The following is a 21785-nucleotide window of genomic DNA, read 5'->3' as shown; positions in this document are numbered from 1 at the left end:
GGAACCATGAGCGCGAGCAGTGCGACACCCGGCAATACCCCGTTTTCGATACGCTCGGAACGGGTACTCGTACTGGCCAGTTCGTTGGTTGTCATTGCCATCCTGAGCATCGTGACCTTCCTGCTGATCCGCGAATACGCCGCCGCCCAACAAGCCGCGACACGTTCGGCGACCAATATCGTGCAACTGATTGATGCCGACGTGCTGCGCAACGTGGAGCTCTACGATCTGTCGCTACAAGGTTTGGTCGCCGCCGCCCAACGCAACGACCTGAAAGACGTTTCGCCGACGATTCGCCACTTGGCCCTCTTCGACCGTGCCACCGCCGCCCCCTATAAAGGCGACATCCTGCTGCTCGACAAGCGCGGCAATGTAGTCGCCGACTCCGCCTCGATCGAGCCACGAAAGGGCAACTACGCCGACCGGGAATATTTCCAGTCCCATGTCCATAACCCAAGCCCGGGCATGATGATCAGTCGCCCGTTTCGCTCCAGAAGTGCCGCGCAGGACTGGCGTATCAGTTTCAGCTACAGACTAAACGACGAACAAGGGGAGTTCCTGGGCGTGGCGGAAGCCGCGATGCGCTTGAACTATTTCAACCAATTGTTCAAGAGCCTGAACATCGGTCATGGCGGCACAGTCAATCTGGTGAGCAGCGAAGGCTTTCTGTTGGCCCAGGAGCCGCCCCTGGCCGAGGACCTGATTGGCAAGGATTTCAGCAACCGCCCGAACTTCATGCGCATCCTGCGCGAAGGCAACGGCAGCTTCACCAGCGTATCCGGTCAGGACCAGAAGCCGCGCCTGTACACCTTTTCCCAAGTGGGCGACCTGCCTTTGATCGTGGTGGTAGCGCTCTCCTCCGATGAAGTCTTCGCCTCCTGGAAACGCACGGCGCTGCTGGTCAGCGGTGCTACGGGGGCATTGTGCATCGGTTTGCTCTGGCTCACCTGGCTGCTGCGTCATGAACTTAGGCGGCGCCACCATGCTGAACGGGAACTGGCGCAACTGGCGTCCATCGACTCGCTGACGGGCCTGGCCAACCGCCGGACTCTGGACGAAACGCTACAACAGGAATGGCTGCGGGCCCAGCGTTCGGGCCAACCGCTGTCAGTCATGATGATCGATGCCGATCACTTCAAGGCATTCAACGATCGCCACGGCCACCCAAGTGGTGATGAGGCCTTGCGCACCCTTGCGCATCTGATCGGCAGGCATGTCCGCCGACCGGCCGACCTGGCAGCGCGCTACGGCGGTGAGGAGTTCGCGGTGGTACTGCCGGAAACCACCACCGCCGGAGCCTTTACCATGGCCCAGAACATTCGCGAAGCGGTGGAACAGTTGCCCCCCTTCATTACCGGCGCAGCCCCCATGACCGTCAGCATTGGCATTGCCACCTGGGCCCAAGGACCTTATGGCGAACTCGAGCAGCTCATGTTCGCTGCTGACAAGGCGCTATACCAGGCCAAGGCCAGTGGGCGCAATCGTGTGGTTTGTGCGATGTAATGGCCCCTTCCATGTGGCTATTCGACCGATTTGGGTAGGTGTGTATCCATTGCTGCGGTAACGGGGCGCCGAGATCAACGTCCTCCGCGAGGCGGCCTGACAGCCGACCTGTTTTTTGATGACCGCGTTCATCCTGTGGGAGCGAGCCTGCTCACGATGACGGTGGTTCAGTCAATGAGGATGTTGAATGTGCCGGCCTCTTCGCGAGCAGGCTCGCTCCCACAATTGGATCGGAGTACTACCACAAGAAATAGGCCGGCTGTCAGGCCGCCTTCGCGAGCAAGCTTTGCTCCCACAGATCTGACAGGTGTACGACCGAAAGAACCAGGCCGGCTGTCAGGCCGCCTCGCGGTGGACGTTGATCTCGGCGCCCCGTTAACCACGCTGGCCGAACGCAGGCATTGTGGAGTGGGCATCCCGGCATGGATGCCGGGATAGCCGCGCTGGACCATGGATGGTCCTTCGCGGCGGGCCCACGGAGCAATGCCGGAGTGAGGGCATGCCGAGCCTAAGCGAGGCACCTAGTGGTGGGGCATGAGCGCTTTGGTTACTTTCGCGCTTTTCGAAAGTGACCCGCCGTAAGGGCGGAACCGCCAGTGGCCATTACCGCAGAAACGGATATGTACCCCAACTCAACTCAACTCAAAAAACAGCATTACCCCTATTGCCACAAACGTCCCAGAAAGCAGCCATAAAAAAAGGCCACCCGAAGGCAGCCTTTAAAAACTAGAGAGGTTTTTATGCTTACACGGCCGCTACAGGGCGCATGTAAGAGATTGGTGCGGTGCTGGCGTCTTCGAACGTCACGACTTCCCAAGCATCTTTCTGCTCAATCAACTTGCGCAGCAGCTGGTTGTTCAGCGCGTGGCCGGACTTGAAGCCTTTGAACTCACCAATCAGGCTATTGCCCAGCAGGTAGAGGTCGCCGATTGCATCGAGAATCTTGTGCTTGACGAATTCGTCTTCATAACGAAGGCCGTCCTCGTTCAACACACCATCGGAATCAACCACGATCGCGTTTTCAACACTGCCGCCGAGTGCGAGGTTGTGCTTGCGCAGGTACTCGATGTCACTCATGAAACCAAAGGTACGGGCGCGGCTGACTTCTTTTACGAACGAAGTGCTGGAAAAGTCCACGCTTGCACTCTGGGTGCGGTCACGGAAAACCGGGTGATCGAAATCGATCTCGAAGCTCACCTTGAAACCTTCGAAAGGCACGAAAGTGGCGCGTTTGTCGCCGTCTTCCACTGTCACTTCCCGCAGGATACGGATGAACTTCTTGGCTGCGTCCTGCTCTTCCAGGCCAGCCGATTGAATCAGGAATACGAAGGGTCCGGCACTGCCATCCATGATCGGGACTTCGGACGCGGAGAGCTCGACGTAGGCGTTATCGATGCCCAGGCCAGCCATGGCCGAGAGCAAATGCTCCACCGTATCCACTTTGGTGTCACCGTTGACCAGTGTGGTCGACATAGTGGTTTCACCAACGTTTTCCGCGCGAGCAGGGATCTGCACCACAGGGTCGAGGTCGGCACGACAAAACACGATGCCAGTATCGACAGGCGCGGGCTTGAGGGTCAGGTAGACCTTCTCGCCGGAGTGCAAGCCGACACCTGTGGCACGGATAATATTCTTCAGGGTGCGTTGTTTAATCATGGCATGGGCCGCTTCAGCGCAAATTGCGAACTGGTATCAACAAAGGCTGGCGATAATAGCAGACCAGACCTTTGCTGAACACCAATCACCCGTATCCCCCTGATACATTTCATCAATCGGCCTGACGACGCAGGAATGCCGGGATGTCCAGGTAATCCAGATCGTCTTGCGGATTCATCTTCGCGGCAGTCGCAGCACCGGCCTGAGCCTGGTTGCGCATGACGGTCGGACGGTCCAGGTCACGGTAGTTCACCGCGGGTTGTTCCTGACGAGCGGCTGCTTGTTGCTGCGGCTGCGATGCCAGGGAGGTCTGAACGGTGTTGTCGATCACCTTCATCGGTTTCTCGATTTTCGCGCCCAGGCCAGTGGCAACCACGGTCACGTGCAGCTCGTCACGCATGTCAGGATCGATCACGGTGCCGACCTTGACCATGGCGTGGTCGGAAGCGAACGCTTCGATGATGCTACCCACGTCGGAGTACTCGCCCAGGGACAGGTCCGGACCGGCGGTGATGTTCACCAGGATGCCACGGGCGCCCTGCAGGTTGACGTCTTCGAGCAACGGGTTGCGGATAGCCGCTTCGGTAGCTTCGCGAGCACGGTTCGGACCGCTGGCGCAGCCAGTGCCCATCATCGCCATGCCCATTTCGGACATCACGGTGCGTACGTCGGCGAAGTCGACGTTGATCATGCCTGGACGCTTGATGATGTCGGAGATACCGCGAACGGCACCGGCCAGTACGTCATCGGCCTTGGCGAAAGCCGACAGCAGGCTTGCGTCCTTACCCAGGATGGTCAGCAGCTTCTCGTTGGGAATGGTGATCAACGAGTCGACGCTTTCGCTCAGCGCGCGGATGCCCTCATCGGCAATCTGCATGCGCTTGCGGCCTTCGAACGGGAACGGACGGGTCACCACCGCAACGGTGAGGATGCCCATTTCCTTGGCTACTTCGGCGATGATCGGCGCCGCACCGGTACCGGTACCGCCGCCCATGCCAGTGGTGATGAACACCATGTTGGTGCCAGCCAGGACTTCAGCGATGCGCTCGCGGTCTTCCAGGGCAGCCTGACGGCCAACCTCGGGATTGGCGCCGGCACCCAGGCCCTTGGTCACGCCGGTACCCAGTTGAAGGATGGTTCGCGCGCCGATGTTTTTCAGCGCTTGAGCATCAGTGTTGGCGCAAATGAATTCGACGCCTTCGATGTTGCTCTTGACCATGTGGTTGACAGCGTTGCCGCCGCCACCGCCGACACCGATTACCTTGATAACCGGGCTAGCGGGGATGTTGTCTACGAGTTCGAACATTTTCCCTCTCCTTTCATTCTCTAGTTTTTTCGCCTACTGCGTTTGTTGCATCTTCCAGTGCCAAGCCAGAGGCTCGTCGCTTGAAGTTTTAAACCTGTTGCTAAAAATTGCCCTTCACCCAAGCCTGGAGCCGCTCGAAAAGCGGCGCCTTCGGCTCGTCGCTGTTGTAGCTGTCGCGGCTGCCGATGCCCGAGAACGAAACCCCGTCGGACTGCTTCTGCAGGCCGTACATCAACAGGCCCACGCCGGTGGAGTAAATCGGGTTGCGGACCACGTCATCCAGGCCCTTGACGCCATGGGGCACGCCCAGGCGCACCGGCATGTGGAAAATCTCTTCGGCCAGTTCGACCGCGCCTTCCATCTTCGACGTACCGCCGGTCAGCACGATGCCGGCCGGGATCAGGTCTTCGTAGCCACTGCGACGCAGCTCAGCCTGGATCAGCGTGAACAGCTCGTCGTAACGCGGCTCGACCACTTCGGCCAACGCCTGGCGGGACAACTCGCGCGGAGGACGTTCGCCAACGCTTGGCACTTTGATGGTTTCACCGGCACCGGCCAGTTTCGCCAGGGCGCAGGCGTAGCGGATCTTGATTTCTTCGGCGTACTGGGTCGGAGTGCGCAAGGCCATGGCGATGTCGTTGGTGACCTGATCACCGGCAATCGGGATCACTGCCGTGTGGCGGATCGCGCCTTCGGTGAAGATCGCGATGTCGGTGGTGCCGCCGCCGATGTCCACCAGGCACACGCCCAGTTCCTTCTCGTCGTCAGTCAGTACCGAGTAGGCCGAGGCCAGTTGCTCGAGGATGATGTCGTCGATTTCCAGGCCGCAACGGCGCACGCATTTCTCGATGTTCTGCGCGGCGTTCACGGCACAGGTCACCACGTGGACCTTGGCTTCCAGGCGCACGCCGGACATGCCCAGGGGCTCCCGCACGCCTTCCTGGTTATCGATCACATAATCCTGCGGCAGGGTGTGCAGCACACGCTGGTCGGCCGGGATCGCCACGGCCTGCGCCGCGTCGAGCACGCGCTCAAGGTCAGCGGAGCTGACTTCACGGTCACGAATCGCCACGATGCCGTGGGAGTTCAGGCTGCGGATGTGATTACCTGCCACACCGACGAACGCTGAGTGGATCCGGCAACCGGCCATCAGCTGCGCTTCTTCAATGGCGCGCTGGATCGATTGCACGGTGGACTCGATGTTCACCACCACGCCTTTTTTCAAGCCACGGGACGGGTGGGTACCGATCCCGACGATGACCAGCGTGCCGTCGTCCGCGACCTCGCCTACCAGCGCAACCACCTTGGAAGTGCCGATATCCAGACCGACGATCATTTTTCCGCTTTGCACGTTTGCCATGGGTCCTGCCTCTTCTTAATTCTTCGCGACGGCGGGTTCAGCCGTCGTGGGCGCTACAGGTTCCCGCCAGCCAACAGCCAGGCCGTTGGCGTAGCGCAGATCGATGCGCGCGATGTTCGTAATCTGGTCTTTGAGCGTCTTGTCATAGATGGCAATGAAGCGGCGCATCTTTTCCACCTGATTGCCGCGCCCGAGCAGCAGCTCGATGCCCGGCCCCGAGCTGCCCGCGCCAGTGGTCAGGAACCAGCTGCCGCGCTCACGCAACTCCAGGCGCGCGATGGAGAAGCCCAGCGGCCGCAACATCTGACTCAACACCTGGTACTGCTGCATTACTTTCTGCTGGGCCCGCTGAGGACCGAACAGTTGTGGCAAATGTTCGTAGTTGGCCAGTTCCCGCGGCGTGAACGCCTGACCCTGGTTGTTCAACAGCGACTCGTCACCCCAGCGGGCCACGGGCAGTTGTTCTTCCAGGCGGATCGATACCTGGTCAGGCCATACCCGCCGTACTTCGGCATGAGCGATCCAGGGCATCTGCTCCAGTTCCTTGCGCATGCCCGCCAGGTCGATGGTGAAGAAGCTCGACGCCACGAATGGGGCGATCCGCTGCTGCACTGCTTGCTGACTGATGTAGCTCAGGTCGCCCTGCACATTGATCCGGGCGATCGGCCGATCCGCATAGGGCAGCAACCGCTGAGCCCCTTCGTACGTACCGAACCCCAACGCCACCAACAACACCGGCCAGAACAGACTCTTGAGAAAACCGAAGTTGGCTTTCGGCAGGCGCGCCGACATCGGCTCTTTGGCCACCATTCGGCTGGCACCCCGCGGCACCGGCTTGCGACCGGGTGCGGATGGCTGATGACGAAGCGATGCGCCTTGCATGCTTAACCTCTTGGCTCTTGAGAGCCGACACTGGCGGCCAGGATCGACAGCACCAATTGCTGGAAATCCAGGCCGGCGGCACGGGCCGCCATCGGTACCAGGCTGTGATCGGTCATGCCCGGGGCGGTGTTGACTTCCAGGAACCAGAACTGCCCATCGGCGTCCTGCATCACGTCCGCCCGGCCCCAACCGGCAATACCCAGCGCCTCACAGGCCTTGGCCGTGAGGTCCATCAGTTGTTTTTCCTTGGCGCTGTCCAGCCCGCATGGAATGCGGTACTGGGTGTCATTGGCCACGTACTTGGCGTCGTAGTCGTAGAACGTGTGCGGCGTGCCCAGGGCAATCGGGGGCAACACCTGGTCACGCAGGGTGGCGATGGTGAACTCGGGACCGGTGATCCACTGCTCGACCAACACTTGCGAATCGTAGGAACTGGCGTCTTTCCATGCCGCGGTCAACTCAGGCAGCGAAGTCACTTTCGCCATGCCGATACTTGAACCTTCATGGGCCGGTTTGACGATCAAAGGGAAGCCCAGTTCCGTGGCCGCCGAAATACAATCGGCCTCGGATGCCAGCACGGCGTGACGGGGCGTGGGAATGCCGAGACTGTGCCAGACCTGCTTGGTGCGCAGTTTGTCCATGGCCAAGGCAGACGCCAGGATGCCGCTGCCGGTGTAGGGAATACCCAGGCATTCGAGCAGGCCCTGCATGCTGCCGTCTTCGCCGCCGCGGCCATGAAGAATGATGAACGCGCGGTCGATTTTTTCGTTCAGCAGGCGCTGCAAAAAGTCGTCGCCTACGTCGATGCCGAACGCGTCGACACCGGCGCTTTGCAGGGCTTGCAGCACGGCGTTGCCAGACTTGAGGGACACTTCGCGCTCGGCGCTCTTGCCGCCGAACAGCACGGCGACGCGGCCGAAGGCTTTCGGGTCCAGGGTCGAAACCAGGTTGGCGTAGGCAGCAGTCATTTCAGTTTCCCCTCGCTGGATGCCACGATTGCCCCGGCGAATAACGGACTTTTCAACAGTTTCGGGGCCAGGCCACCGATGTCACCGGCGCCTTGGCACAGCAGGATGTCGCCAGCGCGCAGCAGCGGTTTGACCAGCGGTGCGAGGTCCACGCCGCGCTCGATGTAGATCGGGTCCAACTGACCGCGTTGGCGAATGCTGTGGCACAGCTGACGGCTGTCGGCACCCGGGATCGGCTCCTCGCCGGCCGGATAGACTTCCATCAGCAGCAGCACATTGGCGTCGGCCAAAACCTGGACGAAATCGTCGTACAGGTCGCGGGTACGGCTGTAGCGGTGCGGCTGGTAGACCATCACCAGGCGCCGCTCCGGCCAGCCACCGCGCACGGCCTTGATCACCGCCGCGACTTCGGTCGGGTGGTGGCCGTAATCGTCCACCAGCATCACGTTGCCGCCGTCCACCGGCAGTTCGCCGTAGACCTGGAAACGTCGTCCCACGCCCTGGAACCCGGACAGGCCCTGGACAATGGCTTCGTCACTGACACCTTCGTCGGTGGCGATGCAAATGGTGGCCAGGGCATTGAGCACGTTGTGGTTGCCCGGCATGTTCACCGACACATCCAGCGGCTCGCGGTCAGGGCGCAGCACCGTGAAGAACGTCTGCATGCCCTGCTGGCGCACGTTGATGGCGCGCACGTCGACTTCTTCGCCGAAACCGTAGGTCACGGTCGGGCGCTTGATCAGCGGCAGGATCTCGCGCACCACCGGATCGTCCAGGCACACCACTGCCAAACCGTAGAACGGCAGGTTGTGGAGGAACTCGACGAAGGTTTTCTTCAGTTTGTTGAAGTCACCGTCGTAGGTCGCCATGTGGTCGGCGTCGATGTTGGTGACCACGGCCACCAGCGGCTGCAGGTGCAAGAAGCTCGCATCGCTTTCGTCGGCTTCGGCGATCAGGTAACGGCTGGTGCCCAGCTGGGCATTGGTGCCCGCGGCATTCAGACGACCGCCGATCACGAAAGTCGGGTCCAGGCCACCGGCAGCGAACACCGAGGCGATCAGGCTGGTGGTGGTGGTCTTGCCATGGGTACCGGCAACGGCGATGCCGTGGCGATAACGCATCAGTTCGGCCAGCATCTCGGCACGCGGCACCACGGGAATGCGCCGTTCCAGGGCGGTGGCGACTTCCGGGTTGGAGGTGTTCACGGCGCTGGAGACCACCAGCACATCAGCGTTGGCGGCGTTCTCGGCACGGTGGCCGATGAAAATCTGCGCGCCAAAGGATTCCAGGCGCTCGGTAACCGGCGAGGCTTTCAGGTCGGAACCGGAAACCTCATAGCCCAGGTTCAGCAACACTTCGGCGATCCCGCACATGCCCACCCCGCCGATACCGACGAAATGGATGCGGCGGATACGGCGCATTTCCGGTTGCGGCATGGCTTTGCGATTCTCAACCATGGGCCACCTCCAGGCAGGTATCGACCACTTGAACCGTGGCGTCGGGTTTGGCCAGGCGACGGGCGGCGCGGGCCATGTCTTCGATTGTTTGCGGTTGCATCAAAACCTCTGTCAGGCGCGCGGCAAGATCCGCGGCACCAGTCGTTCTTTGCGGCATCAGGAAGGCAGCGCCTTCACGGGCCAAATAATCGGCGTTGCGGGTCTGGTGGTCGTCGATGGCGTGGGGCAAAGGCACCAGCATCGAGGGCAGACCGGCGGCGGCCAGTTCGCTGATGGTCAACGCGCCTGCGCGGCAGACCACCAGGTCGGCCCAGCCATAGGCTTGGGCCATGTCTTTGATGAAAGGCTGCACTTGCGCCTCGACGCCTGCGGCGCGGTAGCGCTCGGCGGTGACTTCATCGTGGTTTTTGCCGGCCTGGTGAAACACCTCGGGCCGCAGTTCGGGAGCGACCTGCGACAAGGCTTCGGGCAGCAATTTGTTCAACGGCTCCGCCCCCAGGCTTCCGCCCAGGATCAGCAAACGCGCCTTGCGTCCGGCCAGGGCCGGGCGCGGTGTATCGAGGAACAGCTCGGTACGCACCGGGTTACCGGTGGTACGACGGCTGCCCGACAGGGTAAAGGTGTCGGGAAAGGCTTCACAGACTCGAGCGGCCAACGGCACCAGTAACCGATTGGCGGTACCGGCCACGGCGTTCTGCTCGTGAACGATAACCGGCACACCGGCCAGTTTTGCCGCAACACCGCCAGGACCGGTCACATAACCACCAAAGCCCACCACGCATACCGGCCGCAACCGACGAATGATCGCCCGGGCCTGCCAGATCGACTTGAGCAGCATCAGCGGCGCCTTGAGCAGCGACAACTTGCCTTTGCCCCGCAGGCCGCTGGCGCTGATCCGGTGCAGTTCCAGGCCGGCGGCGGGCACCAGTTCGTTCTCGATGCCCCGTGGCGTGCCCAGCCAGTGCACGGTGTAACCGCGCGCCTGGAACTCCCGGGCACAGGCCAGCGCCGGGAACACATGCCCCCCGGTTCCGCCGGCCATGATCAGCACGTTAGCGCCCATGAGTCGGCTCCTCGGCGAAGTCGCTCTCCTGGAATTCCATCTCTTCGCTGCCCAGGTGGGTTCGACTCTCCCATTCGATGCGCAACAACAAGCCCAGGCAGGCACAGCAAATCACCAGGGAACTGCCGCCGTAACTGAGGAACGGCAGCGTCAGGCCTTTGGTTGGCAACAGGCCGACGTTCACGCCGATGTTGATCAGGAACTGACCGATCCACAGGAACGACAAGCCATACGCCACGTACGCGGCGAAATACTGCTTGGCCCGCTCGGCCCACAAACCGATGTACATGCCGCGCACACAGACGAAGACGAACAACCCGACGGTGAGCAGCGAACCGACCACGCCCAGTTCTTCGGCCAATACCGAGAACACGAAGTCGGTATGGGCTTCGGGCAGATAGAACTGCTTCTGCACGCTGTTGCCCAGGCCTACGCCCAGCCATTCGCCGCGACCGAAGGCGATCAGGGCCTGGGTCAATTGATAACCGGAACCGAACTGGTCGGCCCACGGGTCGGTAAACGTGATCAGACGCGCCATCCGGTAAGGTTGCGCCTGCACCAGCACCGTCACCGCGCCGACCGCCAGCGCCACCATCAGGGTGAAGCGAAACAGCCCGACACCGCCGAGGAACAACATCGCCGCTGCGGCCCCCATCATCACCACCGTGGCGCCGAAATCCGGCTCCATCAGCAGCAGGCCGGCCATCGGCAGCAACACAATGAACGGCTTGAAAAATCCCATCCAGCTCTCGCGCACTTCTTTCTGACGACGCACCAGATACCCGGCGAGGTAGATCACCACGAAGACCTTGGCGATCTCCGAAGGCTGTACGTTGAAGAAGCTGAAGCCGATCCAGCGCATCGAACCGTTGACCTCGCGACCGATGCCCGGCAACAGCACCATCACCAACAGACCAAAGGCACCGAGCAACATCATCCAACCCAGGCGTTGCCAGGTGGCGATCGGCACCATCATGGTGACAATGCACGCGACCAAACCGATCACCAGGTAAATCAGGTGACGAATCATGTGATAAAGGGTATTGCCCGATTGCACGGCAGCCACTTCCGACGATGCGGAAGTGATCATCACCAGGCCCAGGCCCAGCAGCGCCAGGCAACCGACGAGCATCGGGAAATCCAGGTCGATGCCGCGCCCGGTGATCAGCGGAGACGGGTATGGCTTGATGATGTTCATCAGGTTCATGCCAAGCCCTCCACGGCCCGGGCGAACAACTGCCCGCGCTCTTCGTAGTTCTTGAACATGTCGAAACTGGCGCAGGCCGGCGACAACAGCACGGCATCGCCCGACTGTGCGAGGGCGCGGCATTGCTGCACCGCTTCGTCCAGCGAAGCGACGCGTACCAGCGGCACCCCGTCACCGAGGGCCTGGGCGATCAATTCGCGGTCACGCCCCATCAGCACCACGGCCCGGCAGTTGACCGCAACCGGATCGCGCAGGTCCTTGAAGTCGGCACCCTTGCCGTCGCCGCCGGCGATCAGCACGAGCTTGCCTTGGATGTCCGCGCCCAGGCCCTCAATGGCAGCCAGCGCGGCACCCACGTTGGTGGCCTTGGAATCGTTGTACCAGGCCACCCCGTCAAGATCGCGAACCCACTGGCAGCGGTGCTCGAGCCCGGCAAACGTGCGCAGGGCCGACAGCATGGCGTCGAACGGCAGACCGACCGCATGTCCCAGGGCCAGCGCCGCCAGGGCATTGGCCTGGTTGTGGGCGCCGCGAATCTTCAGCTCGCGCACCGGCATCAGGTTCTGGAATTCGAAGGCCAGGTATTTCTCGCCATTCTCTTCGCGCAACCCGAAGCCTTTGAAATCCGGCACACCGAGGCCGAAGGACCAGCATGGCATGCCCTCGCCCAGCAACGGACGAGTCAGGGCGTCCTGACGGTTGAACACTACCTGCCGAGCCCCCCGGAAAATCCGGTGCTTGGCCAGGTGATAAGCCGGCAGGCCGCTATAGCGGTCCATGTGGTCTTCGCTGATGTTGAGCACGGTCGCCACTTCGGCGCCCAAGTGGTCGGTGGTTTCAAGCTGGAAGCTCGACAACTCCATCACGTACAGCTCGACGTCATCACTGAGCAGATCCAGCGCCGGGGTTCCCAGGTTGCCACCCACGGCAACCCGCTTACCGGCCGCCGCAGCCATTTCACCCACCAGGGTGGTGACGGTGCTTTTTGCGTTGGAGCCGCTGATGGCGATGATCGGCGCCTTGGCGTGACGGGCGAACAGCTCGATGTCACCGGACAACTTCACGCCACGGGCGGCGGCGGCCTGCAAGGCCGGGGTTGCCAGCGCAAGGCCGGGGCTCACGTAGAGCTCGTCGGCGCGGCACAGGAACTCGACATCCAGCTCGCCACAACGCACGTCCACCTGCGGGTAGTCACGACGCAGCGTGGCCAGCTCAGGTGGATTTTCCCGCGTATCGGCCACGGCAAACGACACGCCCCGGTTCGCCAGGAAGCGAACCAGGGACATGCCGCTCTTGCCGAGGCCGACAACGATGCGGAAGTGGTCAGAAGCGATCAGGGACACTCGTTCTACCTCAGCTTCAGGGTGGCAAGGCCGACCAGGACCAGAATTACGGTGATGATCCAGAAACGGACAATCACACGCGGCTCGGGCCAGCCCTTGAGTTCAAAGTGGTGGTGGATCGGCGCCATGCGAAATACCCGGCGGCCGGTCAATTTAAAGGAAGCAACCTGAATGACGACTGACAGCGTCTCCATCACGAACACACCGCCCATGATGAACAGGACGATTTCCTGGCGAACGATGACGGCGATGGTGCCCAGGGCCGCGCCCAGCGCCAGCGCGCCGACATCGCCCATGAAGACCTGCGCCGGGTAGGTGTTGAACCACAGGAAACCCAGGCCGGCACCGATCAGCGCACCGCAGAACACGATCAGCTCGCCCGCCCCCGGCACATAAGGGATCAGCAGGTATTCAGCGAATTTCACGTTACCCGACAGGTAGCAGAAGATCCCCAGCGCGCCGCCCACCATCACGGTCGGCATGATCGCCAGGCCATCGAGGCCATCAGTCAGGTTGACCGCGTTGCTCGAGCCGACGATCACCAGGTAGGTCAGCACGATGAAGCCTGCGCCCAGCGGGATGCTGTAATCCTTGAGCATCGGCAGAATCAGGGTGGTTTCCACCGGGGAGGCTGCGGTCATATAAAGGAAGATCGCCGCGCCGAGGCCGAATACCGACTGCCAGAAATACTTCCAGCGGCTCGGCAGCCCCCGGGAGTTCTTCTCGATGACCTTGCGGTAGTCGTCGACCCAGCCGATGGCGCCGAACAACAGGGTCACCAGCAATACCACCCACACATACCGGTTCGCCAGGTCGGCCCAGAGCACGGTACTGATGCCAATGGACGACAGGATCAGCGCGCCGCCCATGGTTGGAGTACCGGATTTGGACAGGTGCGATTGCGGGCCGTCGTTGCGGACCGACTGACCGATTTGCAGGTTCTGCAAGGTGCGGATCATCCACGGGCCCAGGAACAGCGACAACGACAACGCGGTCAGCACACCCAGGATCCCGCGCAGGGTCAGGTACTGGAAGACCGCGAAGCCTTTGTGGAACTGTTGCAGGTACTCCGCTAGCAGCAGCAGCATTAATGTTTCTCCATACGGGAACCGCACAGCGCCGCGACGATGTTTTCCATCGCGGCACTGCGTGAGCCCTTGATCAATAAGGTGGTGTTCGGGTCCTGCTCGGCGCTCAGGGCCTGAATCAATTCGGCCTGAGTGCTGAAATGCTGTGCGTGCTCGCCAAACGCGGCCACCGCATGGGCCATCATCGGACCGACGGCATACAGTGCATCGACCTTGCCACGCGCGTAGGCGCCGACATCGTGATGCCCCTGTTGCGCCCATTCGCCCAACTCGCCGATATCTCCCAGCACCAGCACGGTACGGCCGGGGAAACCGGCGAGGATATCGACCGCGGCGCACATGGACGTCGGGTTGGCGTTGTAGGTGTCGTCGATCACGCGCATGCCGTTGCTGGCCAATTGCGCAACGGAACGCCCCTTGACCGGTTGCACCGCGTTCAAGCCGGCCACGATGCCCGGCAACGACACGCCCAAAGCATGGGCCGCAGCCGCAGCGGCCAGGGCGTTGGCGACGTTATGGGTGCCAAGCAGGTTCAACTGGACCCGCTCTGCACCGTCGGGGCTGTGCAGGTTGAAGGCCGGGCAGCCGCGAGCATCGCGGTCCAGGTCGCTGGCGTAGAAATTCGCCGCCAGATTGCTCAAGGCAAATGTCAGGACCTTGCGCCCAGCCGCCCGGGTCTTCCAGATTTCGAAGGCCTTGTCGTCAAGATTCAGCACGGCGACGCCATCAGCATCCAGCCCCTCGAGAATCTCGCCCTTGGCCTCAACGATTTTGTCCGGACCACCGAACTCACCGACGTGGGCGGTCCCGGCGTTGTTGATCACGGCCACGTGAGGTTTGGTCATGCCCACGGTGTAGGCGATCTCACCGAGCCGCGAGGCACCGAGCTCAATGACCGCGGCACTGTGTTGCGGTGCCAGTTCCAGCAATGTCAGGGGTACACCCAGGTCATTATTAAGATTGCCACGAGTCGCCAACACCGGACCGCGGGTGCGCAAGATGCTCGCGAGCATTTCCTTGACCGTGGTCTTGCCACTGGAGCCGGTGATGGCCGCGACCGGGTTGCGGTATGCGGCGCGGTTCAATGCACCGAGCTGGCCCAGGGCCTGGCGAGTGTCGTTTACCTGCAATTGCGCCAGCGTGCTGTTGGTCACTTCTCGCTCGACCAGCGCCGCGACCGCACCTTTGGCGGCCACGTCGTTCAGGTAATCGTGGCCGTCAAAACGCGGCCCGGCCAGGGCAACGAACAATTGCCCCGGGGCAATCGCCCGGCTGTCGATGCTCACCCCATCGAAACTGGCGTCAGCCGCGATCAGCCGCGCCTGCAGGACATTCGTCAGCTCGCTGAGCTTCAAAGCCTTAAGCATGGGCCACCTCCCACGCGGTCAGGGCATGATCGGCTTCCACCAAATCGGAAAATGCGTGACGTTCGCCGTTGATTTCCTGATAGTCCTCATGGCCTTTACCGGCCAGGACAATGACGTCGTCCGCCGACGCACCGGCGATCAACTGGGCAATGGCCTGGCCGCGACCGGCCACGAAGGTGACGTTATCCACCGCCGAGAAGCCGGCGCGGATGTCGTCGAAAATCTGCGACGGGTCTTCGGTGCGCGGATTGTCGTCGGTGACCACTACGCCGTCGGCCAAGCGCTCCACCACTTCGGCCATCAGCGCACGCTTGCCACGGTCACGATCACCGCCGCAGCCGAACAGGCACAGCAACTTGCCCTTGGCGTGTGGCCGCAGGGCCATCAGGACTTTTTCCAACGCATCCGGGGTATGGGCGTAATCGACCACCACCAACGGTTGCGTTCCGCCGCCCAGCCGTTGCATACGTCCGGCCGGCCCTTCGAGTTTGGGCAGGACCTTGAGGATTTCATCCAGGGCGTAGTCCAGGCCAAGCAAGGCACCCACGGCGGCCAACACATTGCTCAGGTTGAAACGCCCCAACAAGGTGCTGCGCAGGTGGTGTTCGCCTTGGGGCGTAACCAAGGTCGCGCGCACGCCTTCGTCATCGAATTGCGCCTGGCGTACATAAAGGTAGGCGCTGGCATCTTCCAGGCTGTAGGTGATCAACCGGGACTCGCGCTTATCGGCGGCCAATTGCCGGCCGAACGCGTCGTCAAGGTTGAGGACCCGGCATTTCAAGTCATTCCAGGCAAACAACCTGGCTTTTGCTTCGCCGTAAGCCTGCATGGTGCCGTGGTAATCCAGGTGATCGCGCGACAGGTTGGTCAATACCGCGACGTCGAACGCCAAGGCCGTCACGCGCCCCTGATCCAGGCCATGGGAAGAGACTTCCATCGCAACAGCCTTGGCTCCGGCCTTTTTCAGGTCGGCCAGGGTTGCTTGCACGGCGATCGGGTTCGGCGTGGTGTGCAGGCCACTCTCCAGCGCGCCGTGGAATCCGTTACCCAAGGTCCCGACGATGCCGCAATGCTGACCCAGCAGATCCAAGGCCTGGGCCACCAGTTGGGAAACGCTGGTCTTGCCGTTGGTGCCGGTCACGCCAATCAGGTTCAAGTGACGACTCGGGTCGCCGTAAAAACGCCCGGCAATGTCCGACAACTGGGCCGCCAGGCCCTTGACCGGAATCAGCGGCACATCAGTGATCGGTAGCACGGTCGCGCCGTCGACTTCATAAGCCACGGCAGCCGCGCCGCGCTTCAAGGCGTCGGCGATGTGGGCGCGACCGTCGAACCGGGCACCCGGTACGGCCAGGAACAGATCCCCGGCACGCACGTGGCGGCTGTCCAGGGCCAATTCGCGAATCAGCAGATCGTGGCCCGCATGGGCAAAAATCTTGTTCAGGCTCAGGGACATCAGCCACGCCCTCCTTCGGCTTTCAAGGGTACGACCGGCGCGGTATTGGCTTGCTGGGTCGGCGGCAGGTTATCCGGGGTGATATTCATCAGGCGCAGGGTGCCGGACATCACTTTGCTGAACACCGGTGCCGAAACCAGCCCCCCGAAGTAGCCGGCCTTGCTCGGTTCGTCGATGACCACCACGACGGCGTAGCGCGGGTCGCTCATCGGGCCGAAACCGGCGAACAGCGAACGGTAGGAATTCTCGGCATAGCCCTTGACGCCCGCGGAGGTTTTGCGGGCCGTACCCGACTTGCCGCCCACGTGATAGGCCGGCACCTGGGCGCGGTACACCCCACGCGGCGCTTCGATCACCTGTTGCAGCATGCCTTGCATGGTCTTGGCGACGTCCTCCGGAATGACCTGAGTAGCCTCCGGGGCCTTGTCGGTTTTGATCAGTGACAGCGGTGTCATGCGGCCGTTGTTGGCCAGCACCGAAAACGCGTGGGCCAACTGGATCGCGGTCACGGAAACACCGTAGCCGTATGACAACGTGGCCGTTTCGGCCTTGCGCCACTCACGGTAGTTCGGCAGATTGCCGACCCGCTCGCCAGGAAAGCCCAGGCCAGTGCCCTGGCCAAGACCGATTTTCTGGGCAAGACGGTAAATCGTTTCCCCACCGATATCGAAGGCGATCTTGCTCATGCCCACGTTACTGGAGTTGATCAGGATGCCGGTCAGGTCAAGCACCGGACCTTCGGTCTTGGAGACGTCCCGAATGGTGTACTTGCCGATCTGCAAAGTGCCTGGATACACCTCGACCGTATCCCCCGGCTTCCAGCGCCCGGTTTCCAGAGCCGCCGCCATGGAAACGGCTTTCATGGTCGAGCCCGGTTCGAACACGTCGATCATCGCGCGGTTGCGCATCATCGCCGGTTGCAGGTTGCGGCGATTGTTCGGGTTATAGGTGGGCTGGTTGACCATGGCCAGGATCTCGCCGGTCTTCACGTCGAGAATCACCAGGCTGCCGGCCTTGGCACCGTTCTCGACGATGGCATTGCGCAGCTCACGGTTGGCCAGATATTGCAGGCGCAGATCAATGGACAACGCCAAGGGCTTGCCGGCCTTGGCGTTTTTGGTGACCTGGACATCCTTGATCAGCCTGCCACGCCGATCCTTGATGACCTGACGCTTGCCGGGAACCCCGGCGAGCCATTCGTCGTAGGCCAACTCGACCCCTTCTCGCCCCCGGTCGTCGATGTCCGTAAAGCCGACCATGTGGGCGGTCACTTCACCGGCCGGGTAGAAACGCCGGAACTCTTCGATGCCGTAGACGCCCGGCACTTTCAGGTCGAGCACCCTCTGGCCTTGCTCGGGCGTCAACCCGCGCACCAGATAGATGAATTCTTTGCTGGCCTGGGCTTCAAGGCGTTCGGCCAGGGCCTTGGGGTCCTGGCCAAGGGCGACGGCCAGGGCCGGCCACTTTTCCTTGGCCTGCTGCATTTCCTTGGCGTTTGCCCACAGGGTAGTCACCGGGGTGCTCACAGCCAACGGTTCGCCATTGCGGTCGGTGATCAGGCCACGGTGAGCCGGGATCGGGATGTGCCGCATGCTACGGGCATCACCCTGCTCTTTGAGGAAGTCACGGTCGACCACTTGCAGATCGATGATCCGCCAGACGATGGCCGCCACCATGATCCCGAGCAGGCCCAGGACCAGGCGGAAGCGCCACGGAAAGAGTGCCCCTTCGAGCTTCATCATGGCGCCACCATCTGCACTTCGGCAGCCCCGGGAATGCGCATTTTCAGCTGTTCGGTCGCCAGTACTTCGATGCGGCTATGGGCGGTCCAGGTGCTCTGCTCCAGGATCAACCGGCCCCACTCGGCCTGGGCCTTGTCGCGCACGCTCAGTTCGCTGTAAAGGGTGTTGAGCAACAGCCGGTTCCAGTGCGCGCTGTAGGACACGGCGATGGCCGACACGAGCACGCCGATAAACAACAGCAGCATGAAAAAGCTGCCGCCAGGCAGGGGCTTGGCGAAGAGCTTGCTCACCGCAACTTCTCCGCAACACGCATGACGGCGCTACGGGCACGCGGGTTGGCCTTGAGTTCAGCCTCGGAGGCGAACTGCGCCTTGCCATGAATCTTGATTTTCGGCACGAAGGCTTCGAAACGCACCGGCAGGTTGCGCGGCAGGTTATCGGCCTCACCCTTGGTGAGCTTGCGCATGAACAGTTTGACGATACGGTCTTCCAGGGAATGGAAGCTGATCACCACCAGTCGCCCGCCGACCTCAAGTGCTTCAAGTGCCGCCTCAAGGCCGGCCTCCAGATCACCCAGTTCATTATTGACGTGGATGCGCAAACCCTGGAAAGCCCGGGTAGCCGGGTTCTTGCCCTTCTCCCATGCCGGGTTGGCGACTTTCAGCACTTCGGCCAGGTCGCCGGTGCGCTCGAACGGTTTGATATCGCGACGCTCAACCACGGCACGGGCCATGCGACCGGAAAAACGTTCTTCGCCGTATTCCTTGAAAACACGGGCGATTTCTTCCACCGCAGCGGTATTGACGAATTCGGCGGCGCTGATTCCGCGGGACGGATCCATGCGCATGTCCAGCGGGCCATCATTGAGAAAACTGAAGCCGCGCTCAGGGTCGTCCAACTGCGGCGAAGACACGCCCAGGTCAAGCAAGACGCCACTGACTTTGCCAGCCAGGCCACGCTGGGCGACTTCCGATCCCAGCTCCGCAAAGCTGCGCTGCACAACGACAAAGCGGCCGTCTTCGGCCGCTAGCGCTTGCCCGGTGGCAATCGCCTGAGGATCCTTGTCGAACCCCAGCAGCCGACCGTCCGGACCGAGCTTGCTGAGGATCAGCCGGCTATGCCCGCCGCGCCCGAACGTGCCATCCAGATAGCAGCCATCAGGACGTACGGCGAGAGCCTCGACGGCTTCGTCAAGCAGTACGGTGATGTGGTTAAAGCCGCTATCAATAGTCACAGGATCAAATCACGCAGTTCATCAGGCATGGCGCCCGGTTGTTGAATAGCAGCAAGGTCAGCGGCAGAGACCGCATTCCAGGCATCTTCGTCCCACAGTTGGAACTTGTTCAGTTGGCCCACCAGCATCGCGCGCTTGTCCAGCTTGGCGTATTCGCGCAGGCGCGGCGGAACCAGGAAACGACCGCTGCCGTCGAGTTCGAGGTCGACGGCGTTACCGATCAGCAAGCGTTGCAGGCGGCGGTTTTCTTCACGCAGTGAAGGCAGTGCGCGCAGTTTGGTTTCGATGATTTCCCACTCATCAAGAGGGTAAACACACAAACATGGGTCAACGGCGTCGATCGTGACGATTAACTGCCCGGAACTACGCGAAACGAGCTCGTCACGGTACCGGCTCGGCATGGCGAGACGGCCCTTTGCATCGAGACTGATAGCGTTAGCTCCGCGAAACACGTCAGCGTTTCTCCAAAAATTTTGCGTTTTACGCTCAAAAAACCCACTTCATGCCACTTTCCGCCACTTGCGCACACTATAGGAATGCGCCCACCGCACCGTCAAGGCGCGGAGTGAAGGAAAAGCCTTATAGATCGGAGATTTAGGAGCGTATCTGGAGGGGCGATGGGAATCTGACGTAGGATTTTTCGCCACAACTTCAGCGAACACAGGAAGCTGCGCTCAGAAGTTAAAGTGATTTGTTAAGAGTAAGATTTTTTTGGTCTTAGCAATTGCGTCTGCCAGCGATTCTGGCAGGAGGGGAAAAGGTGGAGAGTCGATCTGTAAGCCGGGTTCTGTCTTGAACAGTCATTCGTCTACGATGGCCATCACTGGACATCTTTAGCAACCTACCCGGTCCCAGCGCGGGCCACGCCTTGGGACCCTATTTGGTCTTGCTCCAAGTGGGGTTTACCTAGCCACGAACTGTTGCCAGCCGTGCGGTGCGCTCTTACCGCACCTTTTCACCCTTACCGGCGCCGAAACGCTTAGGCGGTTATTTTCTGTGGCACTTTCCGTAGGCTCACGCCTCCCAGGCATTACCTGGCACTTCGCCCTATGGAGCCCGGACTTTCCTCCCCCCCCTAATTTTCATAGAGGGCAGCGACTGTCCGATCGACTCTCCGCCGCGAAGGTTAACGGCAGAGCGGCCGAAGAACAAGCGCTAAAAGCCCTTGGCCAGCCCCGCGCCCCGGTTTCACTGGCCCTTCTGTTTTTCCAGCGCGACCTGATACAGGACGTTCTTACGCTCGCCGGTAATCTGCGCCGCGAGAGCGGCGGCGCGCTTGAGGGGCATTTCCTCAAGCAGCAGGTCCAGGATGCGCATCGCTTCACTGCTGACGGTCTCTTCATTGTCCGGCGCCGTCCAGCCCGCCACCAGCACGACGCATTCACCGCGCTGCTGGTTGCTATCGCCTTCGACGAAGGCGCGCAACTGCGCCAGCGGCAACCCCTTGAGGGTTTCGAAGGTTTTGGTCAGCTCCCTGGCGAGCAGCGCCGGGCGCTCCGGACCAAACACCAGCTCCATGTCCTGCAGGCATTCAAGGATGCGGTGCGGCGCCTCATAAAAGATCAACGTACGCGGCTCCTCCTTTATAGACTCCAGGCGCGCCCGTCGCCCCACCGCCTTGGCTGGCAGAAAACCTTCGAAAATGAAACGGTCCGACGGCAGGCCCGCCGCCGAAAGGGCTGCGATCAAGGCGCACGCCCCCGGCACCGGCACTACGCTGATACCGGCCGCCCGAGCCTGGCGCACCAGGTGATAGCCAGGGTCGGAAATCAGCGGTGTACCCGCGTCGGAAATCAGCGCGACGTTATCGCCCGCCAACAAACGAGTGATAAAACGACTGCCTTCTTCCCGCTCGTTGTGCTCATGACAGGCCGCCAACGGCGTTGAAATGCCGAAATGTTGCAACAAGCGTTGAGAGTGGCGCGTATCTTCGGCCGCAATGAGGGCCACCTCCTGCAGGATTTTCAGCGCCCGGGCACTGATATCGTCCAGGTTGCCGATGGGCGTCGCCACCACATAAAGCGAGCCGGCAGCGGAATTCAAAGCACCTGGAGCAGTCAAAGCGCACACCTCATGATCGGTAAAACCGCCATTGTAGCGCGTAGTGTGCGTCACGACTGCCCGCAGCGCCTCGCTGTCCGGCGACCTGCCGT

Annotated in this window: 18 protein-coding genes and 1 other RNA gene; 1 reads left to right on the top strand and 18 read right to left on the bottom strand. The window is 61.7% G+C overall.

Annotated features, from left to right (window positions below):
* The first annotated feature begins 6 nt into the window (after positions 1–6).
* Positions 7–1503, top strand: a complete 1497-nt coding sequence (locus tag HQ912_RS06240; RefSeq protein WP_173407514.1) for a sensor domain-containing diguanylate cyclase — start codon at positions 7–9, stop codon at positions 1501–1503.
* 744 nt (positions 1504–2247) lie between these two features.
* Here the strand turns inward: HQ912_RS06240 and lpxC are convergent.
* The 18 genes from lpxC to rsmI all read right to left on the bottom strand — a co-directional run bounded on the left by lpxC (position 2248) and on the right by rsmI (position 21693).
* Positions 2248–3159: a UDP-3-O-acyl-N-acetylglucosamine deacetylase gene (gene lpxC, locus HQ912_RS06235; protein WP_030139673.1), complete on the bottom strand. Its 912-nt coding sequence runs from the start codon at positions 3157–3159 to the stop codon at positions 2248–2250.
* A 112-nt stretch (positions 3160–3271) separates the two neighbouring features.
* Positions 3272–4465, bottom strand: a complete 1194-nt coding sequence (gene ftsZ, locus HQ912_RS06230) for a cell division protein FtsZ (protein WP_047228824.1) — start codon at positions 4463–4465, stop codon at positions 3272–3274.
* A gap of 100 nt (positions 4466–4565) precedes the next feature.
* Positions 4566–5825 carry a cell division protein FtsA gene (gene ftsA / locus HQ912_RS06225; RefSeq protein ID WP_076383614.1) on the bottom strand — a complete coding sequence of 420 codons (1260 nt, stop codon included), beginning with the start codon at positions 5823–5825 and terminating at the stop codon, positions 4566–4568.
* A 15-nt stretch (positions 5826–5840) separates the two neighbouring features.
* Complete coding sequence (locus HQ912_RS06220) at positions 5841–6707, bottom strand: cell division protein FtsQ/DivIB (protein ID WP_047228822.1); 867 nt, start codon at positions 6705–6707, stop codon at positions 5841–5843.
* Positions 6708–6709: 2 nt separating this feature from the next.
* Complete coding sequence (locus tag HQ912_RS06215; RefSeq protein WP_076383613.1) at positions 6710–7675, bottom strand: D-alanine--D-alanine ligase; 966 nt, start codon at positions 7673–7675, stop codon at positions 6710–6712.
* Positions 7672–9132, bottom strand: a complete 1461-nt coding sequence (murC, locus tag HQ912_RS06210; RefSeq protein WP_047228820.1) for a UDP-N-acetylmuramate--L-alanine ligase — start codon at positions 9130–9132, stop codon at positions 7672–7674. The genes HQ912_RS06215 and murC overlap by 4 nt, the downstream gene beginning before the upstream one ends.
* On the bottom strand, positions 9125–10195 hold the full coding sequence (murG, locus tag HQ912_RS06205; RefSeq protein ID WP_107321911.1) for an undecaprenyldiphospho-muramoylpentapeptide beta-N-acetylglucosaminyltransferase: 1071 nt from the start codon (positions 10193–10195) through the stop codon (positions 9125–9127). The genes murC and murG overlap by 8 nt, the downstream gene beginning before the upstream one ends.
* The gene (gene ftsW, locus HQ912_RS06200) at positions 10185–11402 is read right to left on the bottom strand and encodes a putative lipid II flippase FtsW (RefSeq protein ID WP_047228818.1); all 1218 of its coding nucleotides are present in this window, start codon (positions 11400–11402) and stop codon (positions 10185–10187) included. Before ftsW ends, murG begins: the two co-directional genes overlap by 11 nt.
* Positions 11399–12745, bottom strand: coding sequence for a UDP-N-acetylmuramoyl-L-alanine--D-glutamate ligase (gene murD, locus HQ912_RS06195; RefSeq protein ID WP_107321910.1), 1347 nt, complete (start codon positions 12743–12745; stop codon positions 11399–11401). Before murD ends, ftsW begins: the two co-directional genes overlap by 4 nt.
* A 5-nt stretch (positions 12746–12750) precedes the next feature.
* Positions 12751–13833 carry a phospho-N-acetylmuramoyl-pentapeptide-transferase gene (gene mraY / locus HQ912_RS06190; protein ID WP_047228816.1) on the bottom strand — a complete coding sequence of 361 codons (1083 nt, stop codon included), beginning with the start codon at positions 13831–13833 and terminating at the stop codon, positions 12751–12753.
* On the bottom strand, positions 13833–15200 hold the full coding sequence (gene murF, locus HQ912_RS06185) for a UDP-N-acetylmuramoyl-tripeptide--D-alanyl-D-alanine ligase (protein ID WP_076383609.1): 1368 nt from the start codon (positions 15198–15200) through the stop codon (positions 13833–13835). Before murF ends, mraY begins: the two co-directional genes overlap by 1 nt.
* Positions 15193–16656 (bottom strand): UDP-N-acetylmuramoyl-L-alanyl-D-glutamate--2,6-diaminopimelate ligase, encoded by a 1464-nt coding sequence (locus tag HQ912_RS06180; protein WP_047228814.1) that lies wholly within the window; start codon positions 16654–16656, stop codon positions 15193–15195. The genes murF and HQ912_RS06180 overlap by 8 nt, the downstream gene beginning before the upstream one ends.
* Complete coding sequence (locus tag HQ912_RS06175) at positions 16656–18395, bottom strand: penicillin-binding protein 2 (protein WP_172833814.1); 1740 nt, start codon at positions 18393–18395, stop codon at positions 16656–16658. The genes HQ912_RS06180 and HQ912_RS06175 overlap by 1 nt, the downstream gene beginning before the upstream one ends.
* Positions 18395–18688: a cell division protein FtsL gene (ftsL, locus tag HQ912_RS06170; protein WP_173406579.1), complete on the bottom strand. Its 294-nt coding sequence runs from the start codon at positions 18686–18688 to the stop codon at positions 18395–18397. The genes HQ912_RS06175 and ftsL overlap by 1 nt, the downstream gene beginning before the upstream one ends.
* A complete protein-coding gene (rsmH, locus tag HQ912_RS06165) occupies positions 18685–19632 on the bottom strand; it encodes a 16S rRNA (cytosine(1402)-N(4))-methyltransferase RsmH (RefSeq protein WP_047228811.1) in 948 nt (315 codons plus the stop codon). Before rsmH ends, ftsL begins: the two co-directional genes overlap by 4 nt.
* The gene (gene mraZ, locus HQ912_RS06160) at positions 19629–20084 is read right to left on the bottom strand and encodes a division/cell wall cluster transcriptional repressor MraZ (RefSeq protein ID WP_003205355.1); all 456 of its coding nucleotides are present in this window, start codon (positions 20082–20084) and stop codon (positions 19629–19631) included. Before mraZ ends, rsmH begins: the two co-directional genes overlap by 4 nt.
* A gap of 308 nt (positions 20085–20392) precedes the next feature.
* Positions 20393–20746, bottom strand: an RNA gene (gene rnpB, locus HQ912_RS06155) — RNase P RNA component class A.
* Between the two features lie 74 nt (positions 20747–20820).
* Complete coding sequence (rsmI, locus tag HQ912_RS06150; RefSeq protein ID WP_076383607.1) at positions 20821–21693, bottom strand: 16S rRNA (cytidine(1402)-2'-O)-methyltransferase; 873 nt, start codon at positions 21691–21693, stop codon at positions 20821–20823.
* Between the last annotated feature and the right edge of the window lie 92 nt (positions 21694–21785).

It is taken from the genome of Pseudomonas sp. MPDS, assembly GCF_013283895.1.
Lineage (GTDB): Bacteria > Pseudomonadota > Gammaproteobacteria > Pseudomonadales > Pseudomonadaceae > Aquipseudomonas > Aquipseudomonas rhizophila.
This window is presented reverse-complemented; position numbering and strand designations above follow the sequence as displayed.